Source organism: Micromonospora sp. NPDC048830, assembly GCF_043198215.1.
In the GTDB taxonomy this organism is placed as follows: Bacteria; Actinomycetota; Actinomycetes; order Mycobacteriales; family Micromonosporaceae; genus Micromonospora.
Window position 1 is genome coordinate 1 of record NZ_JBICUP010000018.1, and the last position, 14,395, is coordinate 14,395.

A 14,395-nucleotide genomic window follows, 5' to 3' on the forward strand; every position below is an offset into this window, starting at 1 on the left:
GAGGACGACGCGATCGAGTACGTCAAGGCGCTGCTGTCGTACCTGCCGTCGAACAACCTGGACGAGCCGCCGGTCTTCGACGCCCCGGCCGACCTCGACATCACCGACTCCGACCGGGAGCTGGACACGCTGATCCCGGACTCGGCCAACCAGCCGTACGACATGCACCGGGTGATCGAGCACGTCCTGGACGACGAGGAGTTCCTGGAGGTCCAGCCGCTCTACGCGCAGAACATGGTCGTCGGCTTCGGCCGGGTCGAGGGGCGGCCGGTCGGCGTGGTGGCCAACCAGCCGATGCACTTCGCCGGCACGCTGGACATCGCCGCGTCGGAGAAGGCGGCCCGGTTCGTGCGCACCTGCGACGCGTTCAACATCCCCGTGCTGACCTTCGTGGACGTTCCCGGGTTCCTCCCCGGCACGGGCCAGGAGTGGGACGGCATCATCCGCCGGGGCGCCAAGCTCATCTACGCGTACGCCGAGGCGACCGTCCCGAAGGTCACCGTGATCACCCGCAAGGCGTACGGCGGGGCGTACGACGTGATGGGCTCCAAGCACCTCGGCGCCGACCTGAACTTCGCCTGGCCGACCGCGCAGATCGCGGTGATGGGCGCGCAGGGCGCGGTGAACATCCTCTACCGGCAGGAGCTGGCCGCCGCCGAGGACCCGGCGGCGCTGCGCGCCGAGCTGATCGCCGAGTACGAGGACACCCTGGCCAACCCGTACATCGCGGCGGAGCGCGGGTACGTCGACGCCGTCATCGCGCCACACGAGACGCGCGCCCAGATCGTCCGCGCGCTGCGCGTGCTGCGCACCAAGCGCGAGACCCTGCCCCCGAAGAAGCACGGCAACATCCCGCTGTAGGGATGAGGAAGGGCCCCTGTCAACGCATCCGGTATGGCAGGGCGCCCTTCCCACCCCGCTCCGGTGAGCGGGATCGGTGTCGGGGGCCGGTCAGCAGGGCGGGTTGGCCGCCGCGCACATGCGGCTGGCCGCGACGGTGGCCAACCGGCGCAGGTCCCGCTCGGTGCCGTCCCGGCCGACGTTGATCACGGCAACCAGGTCACCGGCGCGGACCACCGCGGTGCTCGTGAGCCGCGCCGGTGACCCGAACCGCTGGCCGGTCTTCAGGTTTCGCGCCTGGCTGACCGAGTGCCGCAGCAGCACCGACTCACCGCCGGCGAAGTTCCGGTCCACCACCTGCCAGCGGTGGACCGCCTCGGCGTCGATCACCTTGCCCTGCCACTGCGTCGGACCGCGGGACCGCCAGTTGTCACAGGCCGCCAGCATCGTGTCGAGCCCGGCGAACAACCGCACGCCCACGTCTGGCGCGACCCGGTAGACGTCCTGGGACAGCACGAAATCACCCGGTACGGGTCCGGCACCGGCCGGGCCCTGCCGCACCAGGGTCACGGAACGCGAGTAGCGCGACGGTTCCCAGTCCGCGGTGAGCCGCTGGGACCGGTGACAGTAGATCAGCTGCTCGTCGACGCTGATCTTCTCGCCGAGCCCTGCCTGGCTCAGCGCCTTGCTCCTCGTGTGCACGTCGGACGGCACGAGCAGCACCTCCAGCGGCACCTCGGCCGGTACCCATGGCGACGGCCCGACCGTGGCCGCCACCGACGGCGACGGCCCGACCGTGGCCGCCACCGACGGCGACGGCCCGACCGTGGCCGCGACCGACGGCCGACGGGGTCCGGCCATCCCGCCGCTGACCGCGACGGCGGCCGACGCGACCACCAGCACGGCGGTCGCGGCGGCGATCACCGTACGCCGGCTGCGGCGGCGGGCCCGGGCCCGGATCTCCGCGGGCTCCGGCCAGCGCACCGCCAGCAGGCCCCGGTGCAACTGTTCGGCGAGCGTCAGGTCGTCACGCATCGGCGGCCTCCTCGAGGTCAGAGACGGCGAGCAGCCCGGCGAGCGCGGCACGCCCCCGGGAGAGTCGGGCCTTGACGGTGCCGACCGGGGCAGCGGTCTCCCGCGCCACCTCGGCGACCGGCATGCCGAGCAGGTAGTACAGGGCGAGGGCGATGCGCTGTTCCTCGGGCAGCCGGCGCAGCGCGGCGACCACCTCGACGGTGTCGGTGTTCGGCGGCGGGGCCGTCTCCTGCACCCCGTGCCGCAGGTACGCCCGGGCCCGGCTGCGCAGGCTGCGCCACCGGCTCACCGCGATCCGGCTGGCCACCACCCGCACCCACGCCTCCGGGTCGTCGTACCTGCTCACCGTCGACCAGCGCTGCCAGGCCCGGATGTACGCCTCCTGCACGGCGTCCTGGGCCTCGGCGAGGTTCCCGGTGAGCACGTAGACGAAGCCGAGCAGCCGTTGCCGGCTCCCCCGGTAGAACTCGTCGAACCCGTCGACGTCCGGCACCTGCTACCTCCCCCGCCTCGGTCTCAGGGGACACGCGCGGGACGGGGGCGGCGGTTGCCGGCTCAGCCGCCGGGTTTCCGACCCCGGCGTGATCCGGCTCCCGGCCTGCCCGTTCCGGTCCTCCGCCGCGATCAGAGCGCCCAGGCCGGTCCTCCGCCGAGATCAGAGCGCCCATGCCGGTCCTCCGCCGCGATCAGAGCGCCCATGCCGGTCCTCCGCCGCGATCAGAGCGTCCAGGCCGGCGCGCGGGAACCCGCCAGCGGGGGCGTGCGTCAGCCGGTGAGGCCGGCGTCGGTGAGGATCGGGCCGGCCAGCAGCGCGGCACCGGCGGCCAGGGCGAGCAGGTTGACCAGTGCGAACAGCGTCACCCACAGCAGCGGCGGGAACGGGGTGAGCCGGGCCAGTTGGTCGGCGTCCGACTCCGGCAGCCGGCCCCGGGCGCGCAGCCGCTGGAGTTCGGCCACCGGCCGTACGCCGCCGAGGAGCAGGAACCAGACGGACGTCCAGGCGAAGGCGGCCTGCACCTGCGGCGAGGCGTACCAGGAGACGGCGAGCACCACCCCGCCGGTGACCAGTAGCGACAGCACGCCGAAGACGTTGCGGACCAGCACCAGCATGGCCAGCAGCAGCGCCACGGCCACCCAGAGCAGCAGCGTGATCCGGTTGCCGCCGAGCAGCCAGGCCCCGGCCAGGCCGACCAGCGACGGCGCGACGTACCCGGCGAACAGGGTGAGGATCATCCCCGGGCCGCTGGGCCGACCGGCCGACAGGGTGAGGCCCGAGGTGTCCGAGTGCAGCCGGATGCCGTGCAGCCGGCGGCCGGTGAGCAGGGCCGCCAGGGCGTGCCCGCCCTCGTGGGCGATGGTGACGGCGTTGCGGGCGATCCGCCAGGGCGTACGGGCCGACACCACCAGCAGCGCCACCGCCGCGGTGACGAGCACGAGCAGCGGCGGCGGGTCGGGCTGCGCGGAGAACAGTCGGTCCCAGAGCGCCGTCAGGCCGTCGATCGACACCATGGGGCGCGAGCCTACCCGGCGCGGCTGCGGGCCGGCGGGTCGCCCGAGCAGGGGTGCCGCCCGTGCGAGACTGGGCGGTGACGCGCGGAGCAGGAGGTGTACGGGATGACCGCGGCGCCCCTTGAGCCCCATATCGGGCCGTGGACCGAGGCGGACTATTTCGCCCTCGGCCCGACGCTGGATCGCGTCGAACTGCTCGACGGGGGTCTGATCGTGAGCCCTGCCCCGAGCAAGCGACACCAGTCGGTGTCCCGCCGTCTCGCCAACGCCGTCGAGGCGGCGGCCGACGCGCAGGGGCTCCTGGTGTTCGAGGCCGTCAACGTCCGGCTCGGCGTCGACCGGATCGCCATCCCCGACCTCGTCGTGGCGGAAACCGACGACGAGGGCACGGTCGTGGAAGCCCCCGAGGTGGCCCTGGTCGGCGAGATCGTCTCCCCCGGCAACGCCGCAGCCGACCGGGTGGTCAAGATGCAGCTGTACGCCATCGCCCGGATCCCCTGGTATCTGCTCGTGGAGCCGGACGGCGACACCCACTCGCTGCGGCTGTTCCGGCTGGACGGCCAGCACTACGTCGAGGAGTCGGTGGCCAAGGCCGGCGAGGTGCTGGTGGTGACCGAGCCGTTCCGGCTCCGGATCGATCCCGCCGCGCTGCGCTGACGTGGCTCGCGCGTTCCGCGTCGCCCGTCTGTCGGGCTCCATGAGCGTGCGTTGGCGCCGCGACGTTCCAGGCGCATGATCGGATCGGACCTCTACGGTCGGGCGGCGGCCGGGGCCCTTCGGCCAGGCTTGACGTCGAAAGGAGGCCTCGTGATCGCGGCACTCAACCGGCTTGTCGACCTGGTCGAGAAGCACCTCACCGAGGAGTTCGACGTCAACGGATTGGCCGGGGCGCTCGGCACGACCGAATACCACCTGCGCCGGATGTTCTCGTCGTTGGCCGGCATGCCGCTGTCGGAGTACGTGCGCCGGCGCCGCATGACCGTCGCCGCTGCCGATGTCGTTCGGGGCGAGGACGATCTGCTGAGCATCGCCGTCCGCCACGGGTACGGCTCGACCGAGGCGTTCGGACGCGCGTTCCGGGCGGTCCACGGCGCCAACCCCGGTGACGTTCGCCGCCACGGAGGCCCCCTTCGCACACAACCGCAGCTCAGGTTCCGCCTGACCGTCGAAGGGAGCATCCCCATGGACACCCGCATCGTGGACCGCCCCGCGTTCCGGCTCGTCGGACACGCAACCCGGGTTCCGCTCATCCACCAGGGCATCAACCCGCACATCCAGCAGCACATCACCGCGCTGCCGCCGCAGGAGCATCTCCGGCTGAAGGCCCTCAGCGACACCGACCCCGGGGGGCTGCTACAAGTCTGCGACGACCTCGACTCCGACGGCACCGAGGGCAGCGAACTGACCTACCTGCACGGGGTCGCCGCGTCCCGGGACACGCCGGTCCCCGACGACCTCGACGCCATCGAGGTACCGGCCGGCAGGTGGGCGATCTTCCGCACCGCCGGACCCCATCCGCAGGCCCTGCAGGACACCTGGGCCGCAACCGCGACCGAGTGGTTCCCCTCCAACCCGTGGCGTCTGCGGCCGGGTCCCTCGATGGTTGCGATCCTCGAGCGCGCGGACGACTTCAGCACCGCGACCTGCGAGCTGTGGCTACCCGTCGAACCGACGTGACGGACCTGCACGGACCTGCGCGAATCCAGCACGGGCAGTGTCTCCGGCATCAGCGGCAACGTCGACGCCACTACTGGAACGGCGACCGTACCCGGCTGATCGCCCTGGCCCACAACACCGCCTGATCGTCGCGCCCGCCCGGTTCCGACTTCCCCGGGGAGAGCCGGTCGGCGGCGGCGGGATCGGCTGCGACCGTACGGTCGCGAGCTGGTCCTGCCGCCGCCGACCGATCCATCCGCGTTGCCGTCCGCCCGGTTGTCAGGCCCGCCGCCACGCGGTCCGCGAACGTCGCGGGCCGAGGTCAGGCCCGCCGCCGCGCCATGTGCGGCACCGTGACCGGCGCCGGCCGTCGCACGTCCTTCGAAGCCACCGTGGACCGTCGCGTCATCCGCCAGGCGGCCACCCCGGCGACGGTGACGGCCACGACGCTGAGCAGCGCGACCAGTACCGGAAGGCCCACGCCAACCAGCAGCAGCACCGCGTCGCCGAGCGCGACCAGCATCCACAGCGCCAGCCGGGGCCGGCGGTCGGTGAATCGGCGTCCCATGTCGTACCTCCTTCCGTCGTCGGGGTTCAGGTACCCCGCCCGATGGAAGGTCATGCGAATGGCTTTCGCGCCGGCCCGAATTCCCAGGCCGGCGGGCACCGTCAGTCCTGCCTGTCCGGCTCGAAGTTCTGCGCGATCAGCTCGAACTCGTCGAGGTTGGCCTCCCACTCGGAGGCGGCCACCTCCCAGCGGATGGCGTAGCCCCGGTCGCTGGCGGTGACGAAACCCCGGTTGCGGACATGGATCCGGGTGTTGTCCCGAGTCTCCAGCCACTCCCAGTCGGCGCAGGTCTTCCAGAACCCGTCGACGCTGCGGATGCTCAGGTACTTGTAGTCGTTGACCCTGCTCTTCCGGTCGGGCTCGATCGCCCGCCACGCGGCGGCGGCGTCGCGCTGCGGCGTGCTGGTCCGGTCGATGACAACCTCGCGGACGCCGTTCGGCTCCCGGAACTGCACCCAGGTTCCGCCCGCGCTGCGCCGCCAGCCCTCCGGCAGCGGCATCGAGAAGCCGGTCGGGTCCCGGTGCAGCTTCCACCCGGCGGGCAGCACCAACCCTGTCGGGCTGGCCGACGCGGTGGGGCTCGGCGGGGCGGCGCTGGTCGCCGACGGGGCGGGCGCGGAGGTGGGTGCCGTCGACGGCTCGCCGGGCCCCGCGCTCGTGGTGGCGCCGGCCTGCTGGCCGCCACCGCCGGGCTCATCCTCGTCGCCGCCGCGCAGCAGCGGTACGGCCACCAGCAGACCGAGCAGCAGCACCGCGACCAGCGCGCCGACGAGCAGGTTCCGGCGGCGGTTGTCGGGGCGCGTACCGGGAACGACGGCGGCCCGGCCCGACGGCGCCGGCGGGCTCACCGGGGCCGGCAGCACGGAGGTCCGCCCGGCCCGCTCCCGCGGCTCCTCGGCGGTCGGCTCGACGCGGGTGTCGTCGAGCGGCACGGGCGGGGCGACCTTGGCGGTGGGGTCGTTGTCCGGGCGCGACGCGGACGACTCGACCAGCGCGGTCGGGTCGGCGTCGGGACGCGAGGCCGGCGGCTCGACCTTGGCGGTCGGGTCGGCGTCCGGGTGTGACGCGGGCGGCGCGACCTTCGCGGTCGGTGCGGCGTCCGCGCCGTCGGCGACCCTGGCGGTCGCGTCGTCGCCGGTCGCCGCCGCGCTCGCGGAACCCGGCGGCGTGGTGGCCTGCGCGTTCGCGGCGGCGGGCGGCGAGACCGGCCGGTCCGCGGGCTGACCGGCGGGACGCGGCGCGGGCACGACGGTCGGTCGCGGCAGGCGCATCCCGTCCGGCTTCGGCCGGCGTACGCCCTCCAGCAGCGAAATGCCCTTGGACCGGCGCCCGGCGGCCCGGCGCAGCAGCCGCTCGGCCTCGTCGGCGTCGATCCGCTCGGCCGGGTCCTTGCGCAGCAGGCCGGTGAGCACCGACTTGAGCGGGCCGGCGTTCTTCGGCGGCGGCATCGGCTCGGTGGCCAGAGCCGCCAGCGTGCCGATCGCCGACGGCCGGGCGTACGGCGACTTGCCCTCGACGGCCGCGTAGAGCGTGGCGCCCAGCGACCAGAGGTCCGCCTCCGGCCCGGCGGTGCCGTCCTTCGCCCGCTCCGGCGCGATGTACGCCGGCGAGCCGAGCACCATGCCCGTCCGCGTGACGTTCGGGTCGCCCGGGATCGTGGCGAGGCCGAAGTCGGTCAGCACCACGCGACCGTCGTTGCCGAGCAGCACGTTGCCCGGCTTGACGTCGCGGTGCATCACCCCGGCCTTGTGCGCCGCCTTCAGCGCCCCGAGCACCCCGAGGCCGATCTCCACCGCCTTGGCCGGCGAGACCGGACCATCCTCGGCCAGAGTGTCCTGAAGGGACCTCGACGCGACATACTCCATGACGATCCACGGATCGCCGTCGGTGCGCAGCACGTCGAAGATGCGGACCACGTTGATGTGGTTGAGCCGGGCGATCGCCCGAGCCTCCCGAAGGGAGCGTTCGCGCATCTCGCGGCGCTCCTCGGGGGTCAGACTGGGCGGCGGGACGAGTTCCTTGATCGCCACGTCGCGGTGCAGCACCTCGTCGCGCGCCTTCCACACCCGGCCCATGCCGCCCTGGCCGAGCGGCGAGATGAGCCGGTACCGGTCGGCAACGAGTTGGGGAAGCGGGTTCGACATCGGGGGAGACGGTACCCGCACCGCGCACCGCGCACACCGCCGGCACGCCACTGTGCGGCGAAGGTCAAATTCTGGTACGCGTACGCTGGGGGCCATGCCTGCCGATGAGCCGCTGTTCCGGGTGACCCGGGGCGTACCGACCGCCGCGGAACTGGCCGCCCTGGTCGGCGTAATCGTCGCGCGGGCCCGCCCCGTCGCCGCGCCCGCGCCGGCCGCCGTCTCGGCTTGGACCCGCAGCGGCCGCCCGACCAGCGCGGCGCTCGCCGCCGGTCCCGGCGCGTGGCGCGCCTCCGGCCTGCCGCGCTGACGCTGAGGTGCCGTACGGGGCTGACGGGTGTCACGGGGAGCGGTTAACCTCACTCAGGGAGACGGCGCCGTGACGGGTAGGGAGGGCCATGATCCCGGAGGAGGACCTGCCAGCGCCCTGGTTGCGTGGCTATGGCGGCATCGAGGCAGACATCCGCCAGATGCGTGAGTTCGCCGACAAGCTCCAGGCCGAGGTCGAGCGGAACTACGCGCCGCACCTGTCGCACATCGCAGACGACATGAAGGCCCCGATCCCCAACCCGGCCGACGCGTTCGTCGAGCTGGTGCAGTTCCTCCAAGCCCACAACGAAACCCAGCAGGCCGCCGTCGCGATGGTCTGGTCCGTCGGTGGCGCCACCGGCCACCTGGCCGCCGCCGCCGACCGGATCGCCGCCCAGTACGCCGACGTCGACGCGTTCGCGGCCGCCCGCGTCTCCGACGTGGAGCATGCCCTCGCCGACCCCGGCACCGCCGCGCCGGCCCGACCCGCGCCCATCCTGCCCGATCCCACCAGCCCCGAGAGCGGGGCGGGGCGGCGGGTGCTGCCGTGATCGAGCGGGGCAGCGGCCGGACGTCCGGCCTCACCGACTGGCACCTGATGGACCTGCTCAGCATGTGGGCCTGCGTGCAGGACCACGACACCACCGGGCACTGGAAGCAGGTCGCCGGCTGGCGCAAGGTCTGCGACCTCGCCCAGGCCCACCTGGGCCGCCTCCAGGAGTACCGGCGCGGCCTGGCCGAGGCGTGGCCGCCGGCCACCAACGCCGCCGCCCGGACGTACATCGCCGAACTGGACGACCTGATCGAGAAGGTGCAACACACCCACGACGCGGCCGCCGCGAACTACGACGCGCTCGCCGCCGCCACCCGCGCCATCAGCAGCGCCCGTGTGGAACTCAAGCCGCTCTACGAGGCGTACGTCGACAAGCTCCAGCAGAAGCGGACGTACGAGGCGACGCTCGCCGACCCGAAGGCGTTGATGGGCAGCCGAATACCCGACAAGCCGGTGACCGACGCCGACCTGGAACGACTCAACGTTCAGGCGCGGAGCCTGATGTACGGACTCAGCGGCGAACTACAGCAGGCACAAGTAATGCTCCGCCAACCCCCACCGCCGCCAAAACTTTCAACTCGGGATCCTTCGAGCCCTGACCCGTATGGCACCTCCATAACTGCGCCGATCATTCCACCAATCGCACCAATGCCAATATCCGCGACACACGTCGCTCCGTCCGCCAGTCAAAGGTCAACGGTTTTGAGACCAGTCTCCGCACCAACAGCTTCAAGTATGGGTCCTGTACTTGGAGGCGCCGGCACTGGGACTGCTATCATTCCAACAACGCCTACTACTCCAAGTACTTCACCTACACCCGCCAACCCCTCAGCAGGCATCGGGATGCCACCGGCATTGCCGCCAACCTCAACCGGGGCAAATCGCCTCGGCGAAGCGAAGCAGCGATGGGGCCCCGGCTTTCCATCTAGTCAACTCGGAAGTGGCAGCCCGAACTCCGTTTCGCCCAGCCAGGGCGCGAAACCACTACCACCCAGCGGGGTCATCGGCGGAGCTCCAGGGGCAGTAACCGGCCAACCGGGGCAAAATTCACCCCGGCGAGTCAATCCGGTGGGTGGTGTCATCGGAGGTGGTGGCACTGGAACTTCACCGATCGGAGCCGTGGGTTCCCGACCAAGCAACGGCCGCGGAGCGCATGGGGCAGTTCGCACATGGCATCCGGTTAGCAGTCATAGCATGAACGACAGTGATGGGTTTAGCGGCTCCCGACGACGTCAACGGCCTGGCGAAGAGTCTCCGCGGTGGGACCCAGATCATCCGTGGGCAGTCGAAGAAGGAGTTCCTCCGGTAGTCCGTTCCCCTCAAGACGATGGCCCGGTCGATCCCGGAACAGCTATCGGCTTGGGTCGGTGAAACATCAACTCCGGCGGGCAGTCCTTGCCGCAACTACAATTCTTGCGGCAGGCGCGCTGACTCCGCCTCCGGTTCAAGCAATATCCCGAAACGAGGATCGCGTTCGTGGCGATCAGTGGCATTTGCGCTATTTAAGAACGGCCGAAGCTCATCGAATAAGCAAAGGGGACGGGACTATCGTCGCCGTGCCCGACACAGGGGTATACCCACATCCCGACCTGGCCGAAAATCTACTCTCCGGCAAAGACATCGTGGCCGGCGGAGGCAACGGATGGTCTGATGCGAGCGGCCACGGCACTGGAATGGCAGGGCTGATCGCAGCACATGGAAGAAAGAGTAATACTGGCGCCCTCGGAATCGCCCCCAACGCCAAGATCCTACCGATCTTTGTATCGCCACAAGGCGGTGCTGAGGCAGACGCCCTCGCGGCTGGCATCGAATTTGCCATCAACCGCCATGTCGACGTAATTAGCATTTCCAGCGGAGGAGGATTAACTGCAAGGCTCCGAACCGCCGTTGAGGCGGCAGTGCGAGCGAACATTGTTGTAGTAGCAGCGGCCGGCAACTATCCCGAAGACCCGGGAGTCATCTACCCGGCGTCACTTCCTGGAGTAATCGCGGCGGGTGGGATTACCCGCACAGGAGAGCACGCCGCCATATCGGTTACTGGACCAGAGGTAGATGTTGTCGCACCCGCTGTTGACATCTACAGCACCAGCATCAATGGCAAGTACCGGAAGGGCACCGGCACCTCCAGTGCTACCGCGATCGTCGCTGGTGCTGCTGCCCTCGTCCGCTCCAAGTACCCCGACCTTCCTGCTGACGAGGTCGTGCACCGGCTAACCGCCACCGCCGTCGACAAGGGTCCACCCGGCCGGGACGACCAGTACGGCTACGGCGTCATCGATCTCGTCGCGGCCCTGACGGCAGACGTGCCGCCGCTGGGGTTCGAATCGGCGGTGGCCAGCGCTCCGGCCGACGGCGGCGGGACCGCGACGGCCGCTGCGGAGGCCGCCGACGAGGGTGACGGTGGGGCGACGGCTCGCGGTCTCGCCACGCTGGGCGTGATCGTGGCGGCTGGGGGCGCGTGGGCACTGATCGCCCGCCGTCGTCGGCGCGGTGACGACCCGCCTCCACGCATCAGCAGGTGACCGGAGTCCACGTCAGCCGGCCCGAGGTGCTTTCCCCCGGCACCATGGCGGCGACATCGCGCCATCCCACTCGCCGGACACCGCCATATCGGCGACATTGGGCCATCCCGCGGTCCGGATGCCGCTATGTCGCCGACATGGGGCGCAGCGCCGGCCCCCGCCCGGCGGGCCCCCGCCCGGCGGGCGGGCGATCGGGCGGGCGGGCGATCGGGCGGGCGGGCGACCCGCCAAAGCGGTGTCGGGGTGCGGACCACCAAGCGCCGGGGATCAGCCGGTAGCGTCGGCGGCGTGCCGAACTCGATGCCGCTCCGTCTCGTGCTCGCCTCGGCGAGCCCTGCCCGTCGCAAGCTCCTCCAGGCCGGCGGGATCGAACCCGACGTGCTGGTCAGCGGCGTCGACGAGTCCCAGGTGGTCAGCGAGCGGGCCGAGGACCTGTGCCTGGAGTTGGCCCGGCTGAAGGCGCAGGCGGTCCTCGACCGGCTGCGGCCGACCCCGGACGCACGGACGCTGGTGCTGGGCTGCGACTCGGTGCTCGGTTTCGACGGCGAGATCCTCGGCAAGCCGGCGGACGCGGCGGACGCGACCCGGCGGTTGAGGCGGATGCGTGGACGCAGCGGGGTGCTGCACACCGGCCATTGCCTGATCGACGTGACCAGCGCGTCCCGCGCCGAGGCGGTCGCCTCGACCGTCGTCCATTTCGGGGACATCACCGACGACGAGATCGACGCGTACGTCGCGACGGGTGAGCCGCTCGCGGTGGCCGGTTCGTTCACGATCGACGGGCTGGGCGGGGCGTTCCTGAACGGTATCGAGGGCGACCCGGGGACGGTGGTCGGGTTGTCGCTGCCGCTGCTGCGCCGGCTGCTCGGCGAACTGGGCCTTCGGATCACCGATTTGTGGACGAAGGTCGCGCCCGGGGGCCAGTCCGTCGAGCCGCTCGGTTAGCGTCCATTTCATGACGACCAAGACGCTGCCGCTGACCCCGGAACTGCACGAGTACGTCGTCGCCCACGGGTCCACGCCGGACGACGTGATGCGGGACCTGGCACAGGAGACGCACGCCGCGCTGCCCGACCAGGCGACGATGCAGGTGGCGCCCGAGCAGGCCGCGTTCCTGACCTTCCTCACCCGGACGCTCGGGGTGCGGCGGGCGGTGGAGGTCGGGACGTTCACCGGGCTGTCGGCGCTGGCCATCGCCAAGGGGTTGGCCGAGGATGGCCGGTTGACCTGCTTCGACATCTCGGAGGAGTACACCGGCATCGCGCGGCGGTACTGGGCCCGGGCCGGCGTCGAGGACCGGATCGAACTGCGCATCGGTCCGGCCGGGGACACGCTGCGCGAACTGCCGTACGAGCGGCACCTGGACCTGGCGTTCATCGACGCCGACAAGGTCGGGTACCCGGTCTACTGGGCCGAACTGGTGCCCCGGATGCGTCCGGGCGGGGTGATCGCGGTCGACAACACGCTGCGCGGGGGTCGGGTGGTGGCCCCGCAGAACGCCGACGACCGGGCGATCGCCGCGTTCAACGACGAGATCATGGCCGACGTCCGGGTCGACGTGGTGATGCTGCCGATCGCCGACGGAGTCACGCTCGCCCGCGTCCGCTGATCGCCCACCCACGGGACTCCAGCCGCCATGTCGGCGACGTGGGGCCTTCGCACCCCGGGGACACCGCCATGTCGGCGACATGGCAAGGGCCCGAGCCCGCCCCGCCAGGGCCCGAGCCCGCCCCGCCAGGGCCCGAGCCCGCCCCGGTCAGGCGCCCACCGGGGCCGGTGCCGGGGTGTCGCTCGTACGGCCGGACCGCAGCGCGCGGCCGAGCCGCAGGGCGAGCAGCACCGCCGCCGCGATGAAGCCGGGCAGCAGCAGGAAGGCCAGGTGCGGGCCGACCATGTCGGCCACCCAGCCGAGCGCCACCGGCGCGATTCCGAAGCCGACCGCCATCGAGTACGACGCCCACCCTGCCGCCTTGTCGGCCGCCGGCCCGGCGACAGCCAGGGCGATCGAGATCGCCAGCGGGTAGTGCAGCGCGTTGCCGAGGCCGAGCACGACGAGTCCGCTGACCGCCAGCCAGCCGATCGGCGCCGTCCAGAAGACGGCGAACCCGGCCAGGGAGGTCCCGAGCGCGACCAGCAGCAGCGGCACGGGCGGGTAGCGCAGGGCGCCCCGGCCACCGACCAGCCGGCCGAGGAACATCCCGGAGACGATCGCCGCGACCGCCGCCGAGGCGACTCCGGCGCCGAGTCCGGAGTGCGAGCGGAGTACGTCGGCCGTCCAGAGCGACAGGCAGACCTCGATCGATCCGGTTGCGGCCATCAGAAACCAAGCGATCCAGTACGCCCTGGGCAGCGGTCCGCGACCGGCGCGGGACGCGACGGCCGGCGCGGTGGCGGGACCAGCAGGGGCGGCGAAGGAAGCAGCCGGAGCGCTGGAGGAAGCAGCCGGGGCGGCGGAAGAAGCGACCAGGGCGGTGGAAGAAGCGACCGGGGCGGCCGTGCCGGGCAGCCGTACCCGGAAGGCCAGGGCGGCGAGGGCGACCAGCGCGATCAGGCCTACCTCGACGGCCATCACCGGCCGCCAGCCGAGCCCCGCGCCGACGGTCGACCCGATGACCAGCGGGGCGAGGATGCCCATGCCGGCGCAGGCGGCGTTGGCCTCGGTGAGGGCGGCGGGCGCGGCCGGGCCATGGTGGGCGGTGAGCACGACGTTGACCCCGCTGACGACCATCATGCCGAAGGTGGCGATCACGACGACCGCGGCGAGGGTGGCGGGCAGTGTCCGCAGTGCACCGAACGCGGTGACGCCGGCGGCGACCCCGGCGAGGCCGAGCCAGGTGGCCGGGCCCCGTCCGACGCGGCGGGCGACCGGAGCGAACAGCGCCCCGCCGAGCATCGCGCCGACCGCGATGGCGGTGCTGTGCAGGCCGGCGACGGCGGCGCTGGTGCCCTGCTCGTCGCGCAGCAGCGGGACGACGGGGCCGAAGCCGTACAGGAAGAAGCCCCACAGTCCCAGTTGGGCGTAGACCAGCCAGGTGATCTTGTCATGGGCGAGGCGGGGCACGCTCGTTACGCTACGCGCGCCGCACGAGCACTCCGACCCTGGTGAGAGGCAATTCTCGCGGTTGGCTCACGGTGAGAAGGGGCGCTTTCCCTACCGGAGGGGTCCTTCCTGTCACGGTCGGCGGGCGTCGCGGGCGAGCTGAACGGGCGGGTCAGGCAGGCGACGAATCCCACACTGAGCGATCGTTAGGGCCGACGAGGG

The 14,395-nt window shown here is 71.9% G+C and carries 14 protein-coding genes; 8 read left to right on the forward strand and 6 right to left on the reverse strand.

All coding sequences use genetic code 11. The annotated features are described in order from the left end of the window. Positions 1-861: acyl-CoA carboxylase subunit beta (locus ACGFIZ_RS17010; protein ID WP_393420196.1), on the forward strand; the 861-nt coding region annotated here is incomplete at its 5' end. A 90-nt stretch (positions 862-951) separates the two neighbouring features. On the opposite strand, the gene ACGFIZ_RS17015 is transcribed toward ACGFIZ_RS17010, so the two are convergent. The 3 genes from ACGFIZ_RS17015 to ACGFIZ_RS17025 all read right to left on the reverse strand — a co-directional run bounded on the left by ACGFIZ_RS17015 (position 952) and on the right by ACGFIZ_RS17025 (position 3,384). Then, entirely contained in the window at positions 952-1,875 is a 924-nt protein-coding gene (locus tag ACGFIZ_RS17015) for a hypothetical protein (RefSeq protein WP_393420198.1), read from the reverse strand. Then, complete coding sequence (locus ACGFIZ_RS17020; RefSeq protein WP_347665929.1) at positions 1,868-2,368, reverse strand: SigE family RNA polymerase sigma factor; 501 nt, start codon at positions 2,366-2,368, stop codon at positions 1,868-1,870. The genes ACGFIZ_RS17015 and ACGFIZ_RS17020 overlap by 8 nt, the downstream gene beginning before the upstream one ends. 272 nt (positions 2,369-2,640) lie before the next feature. After that, positions 2,641-3,384, reverse strand: a complete 744-nt coding sequence (locus tag ACGFIZ_RS17025) for a M50 family metallopeptidase (RefSeq protein ID WP_393420200.1) — start codon at positions 3,382-3,384, stop codon at positions 2,641-2,643. A gap of 105 nt (positions 3,385-3,489) precedes the next feature. On the opposite strand from ACGFIZ_RS17025, the gene ACGFIZ_RS17030 reads away from it, so the two are divergent. Both ACGFIZ_RS17030 and ACGFIZ_RS17035 read left to right on the forward strand, forming a co-directional pair. Continuing rightward, on the forward strand, positions 3,490-4,041 hold the full coding sequence (locus ACGFIZ_RS17030; RefSeq protein WP_393420202.1) for a Uma2 family endonuclease: 552 nt from the start codon (positions 3,490-3,492) through the stop codon (positions 4,039-4,041). A 150-nt stretch (positions 4,042-4,191) separates the two neighbouring features. Then, a complete protein-coding gene (locus ACGFIZ_RS17035) occupies positions 4,192-5,061 on the forward strand; it encodes a GyrI-like domain-containing protein (protein ID WP_393420204.1) in 870 nt (289 codons plus the stop codon). Positions 5,062-5,362: 301 nt separating this feature from the next. Here ACGFIZ_RS17035 and ACGFIZ_RS17040 read toward each other — a convergent pair whose 3' ends face one another. Next, entirely contained in the window at positions 5,363-5,608 is a 246-nt protein-coding gene (locus ACGFIZ_RS17040; protein WP_145775191.1) for a hypothetical protein, read from the reverse strand. 101 nt (positions 5,609-5,709) lie between these two features. Next, positions 5,710-7,752 (reverse strand): protein kinase, encoded by a 2,043-nt coding sequence (locus ACGFIZ_RS17045; RefSeq protein ID WP_393420207.1) that lies wholly within the window; start codon positions 7,750-7,752, stop codon positions 5,710-5,712. A gap of 94 nt (positions 7,753-7,846) precedes the next feature. Here ACGFIZ_RS17045 and ACGFIZ_RS17050 point away from each other — a divergent pair, with 94 nt between their 5' ends. From ACGFIZ_RS17050 to ACGFIZ_RS17070, 5 genes are all read left to right on the forward strand, one after another. After that, positions 7,847-8,059, forward strand: a complete 213-nt coding sequence (locus tag ACGFIZ_RS17050; RefSeq protein WP_393420209.1) for an acyl-CoA carboxylase subunit epsilon — start codon at positions 7,847-7,849, stop codon at positions 8,057-8,059. An 88-nt stretch (positions 8,060-8,147) separates the two neighbouring features. After that, on the forward strand, positions 8,148-8,609 hold the full coding sequence (locus ACGFIZ_RS17055; protein ID WP_393420211.1) for a hypothetical protein: 462 nt from the start codon (positions 8,148-8,150) through the stop codon (positions 8,607-8,609). Between the two features lie 1,369 nt (positions 8,610-9,978). Further along, the gene (locus ACGFIZ_RS17060) at positions 9,979-11,133 is read left to right on the forward strand and encodes a S8 family serine peptidase (RefSeq protein ID WP_393420213.1); all 1,155 of its coding nucleotides are present in this window, start codon (positions 9,979-9,981) and stop codon (positions 11,131-11,133) included. A 288-nt stretch (positions 11,134-11,421) separates the two neighbouring features. Next, positions 11,422-12,078, forward strand: a complete 657-nt coding sequence (locus ACGFIZ_RS17065) for a Maf family protein (protein ID WP_393420215.1) — start codon at positions 11,422-11,424, stop codon at positions 12,076-12,078. A 10-nt stretch (positions 12,079-12,088) separates the two neighbouring features. Further along, the gene (locus ACGFIZ_RS17070; protein WP_393420217.1) at positions 12,089-12,742 is read left to right on the forward strand and encodes an O-methyltransferase; all 654 of its coding nucleotides are present in this window, start codon (positions 12,089-12,091) and stop codon (positions 12,740-12,742) included. A gap of 147 nt (positions 12,743-12,889) precedes the next feature. Here ACGFIZ_RS17070 and ACGFIZ_RS17075 read toward each other — a convergent pair whose 3' ends face one another. Then, positions 12,890-14,194: an MFS transporter gene (locus tag ACGFIZ_RS17075; protein WP_393420219.1), complete on the reverse strand. Its 1,305-nt coding sequence runs from the start codon at positions 14,192-14,194 to the stop codon at positions 12,890-12,892. Positions 14,195-14,395 lie beyond the last annotated feature (201 nt).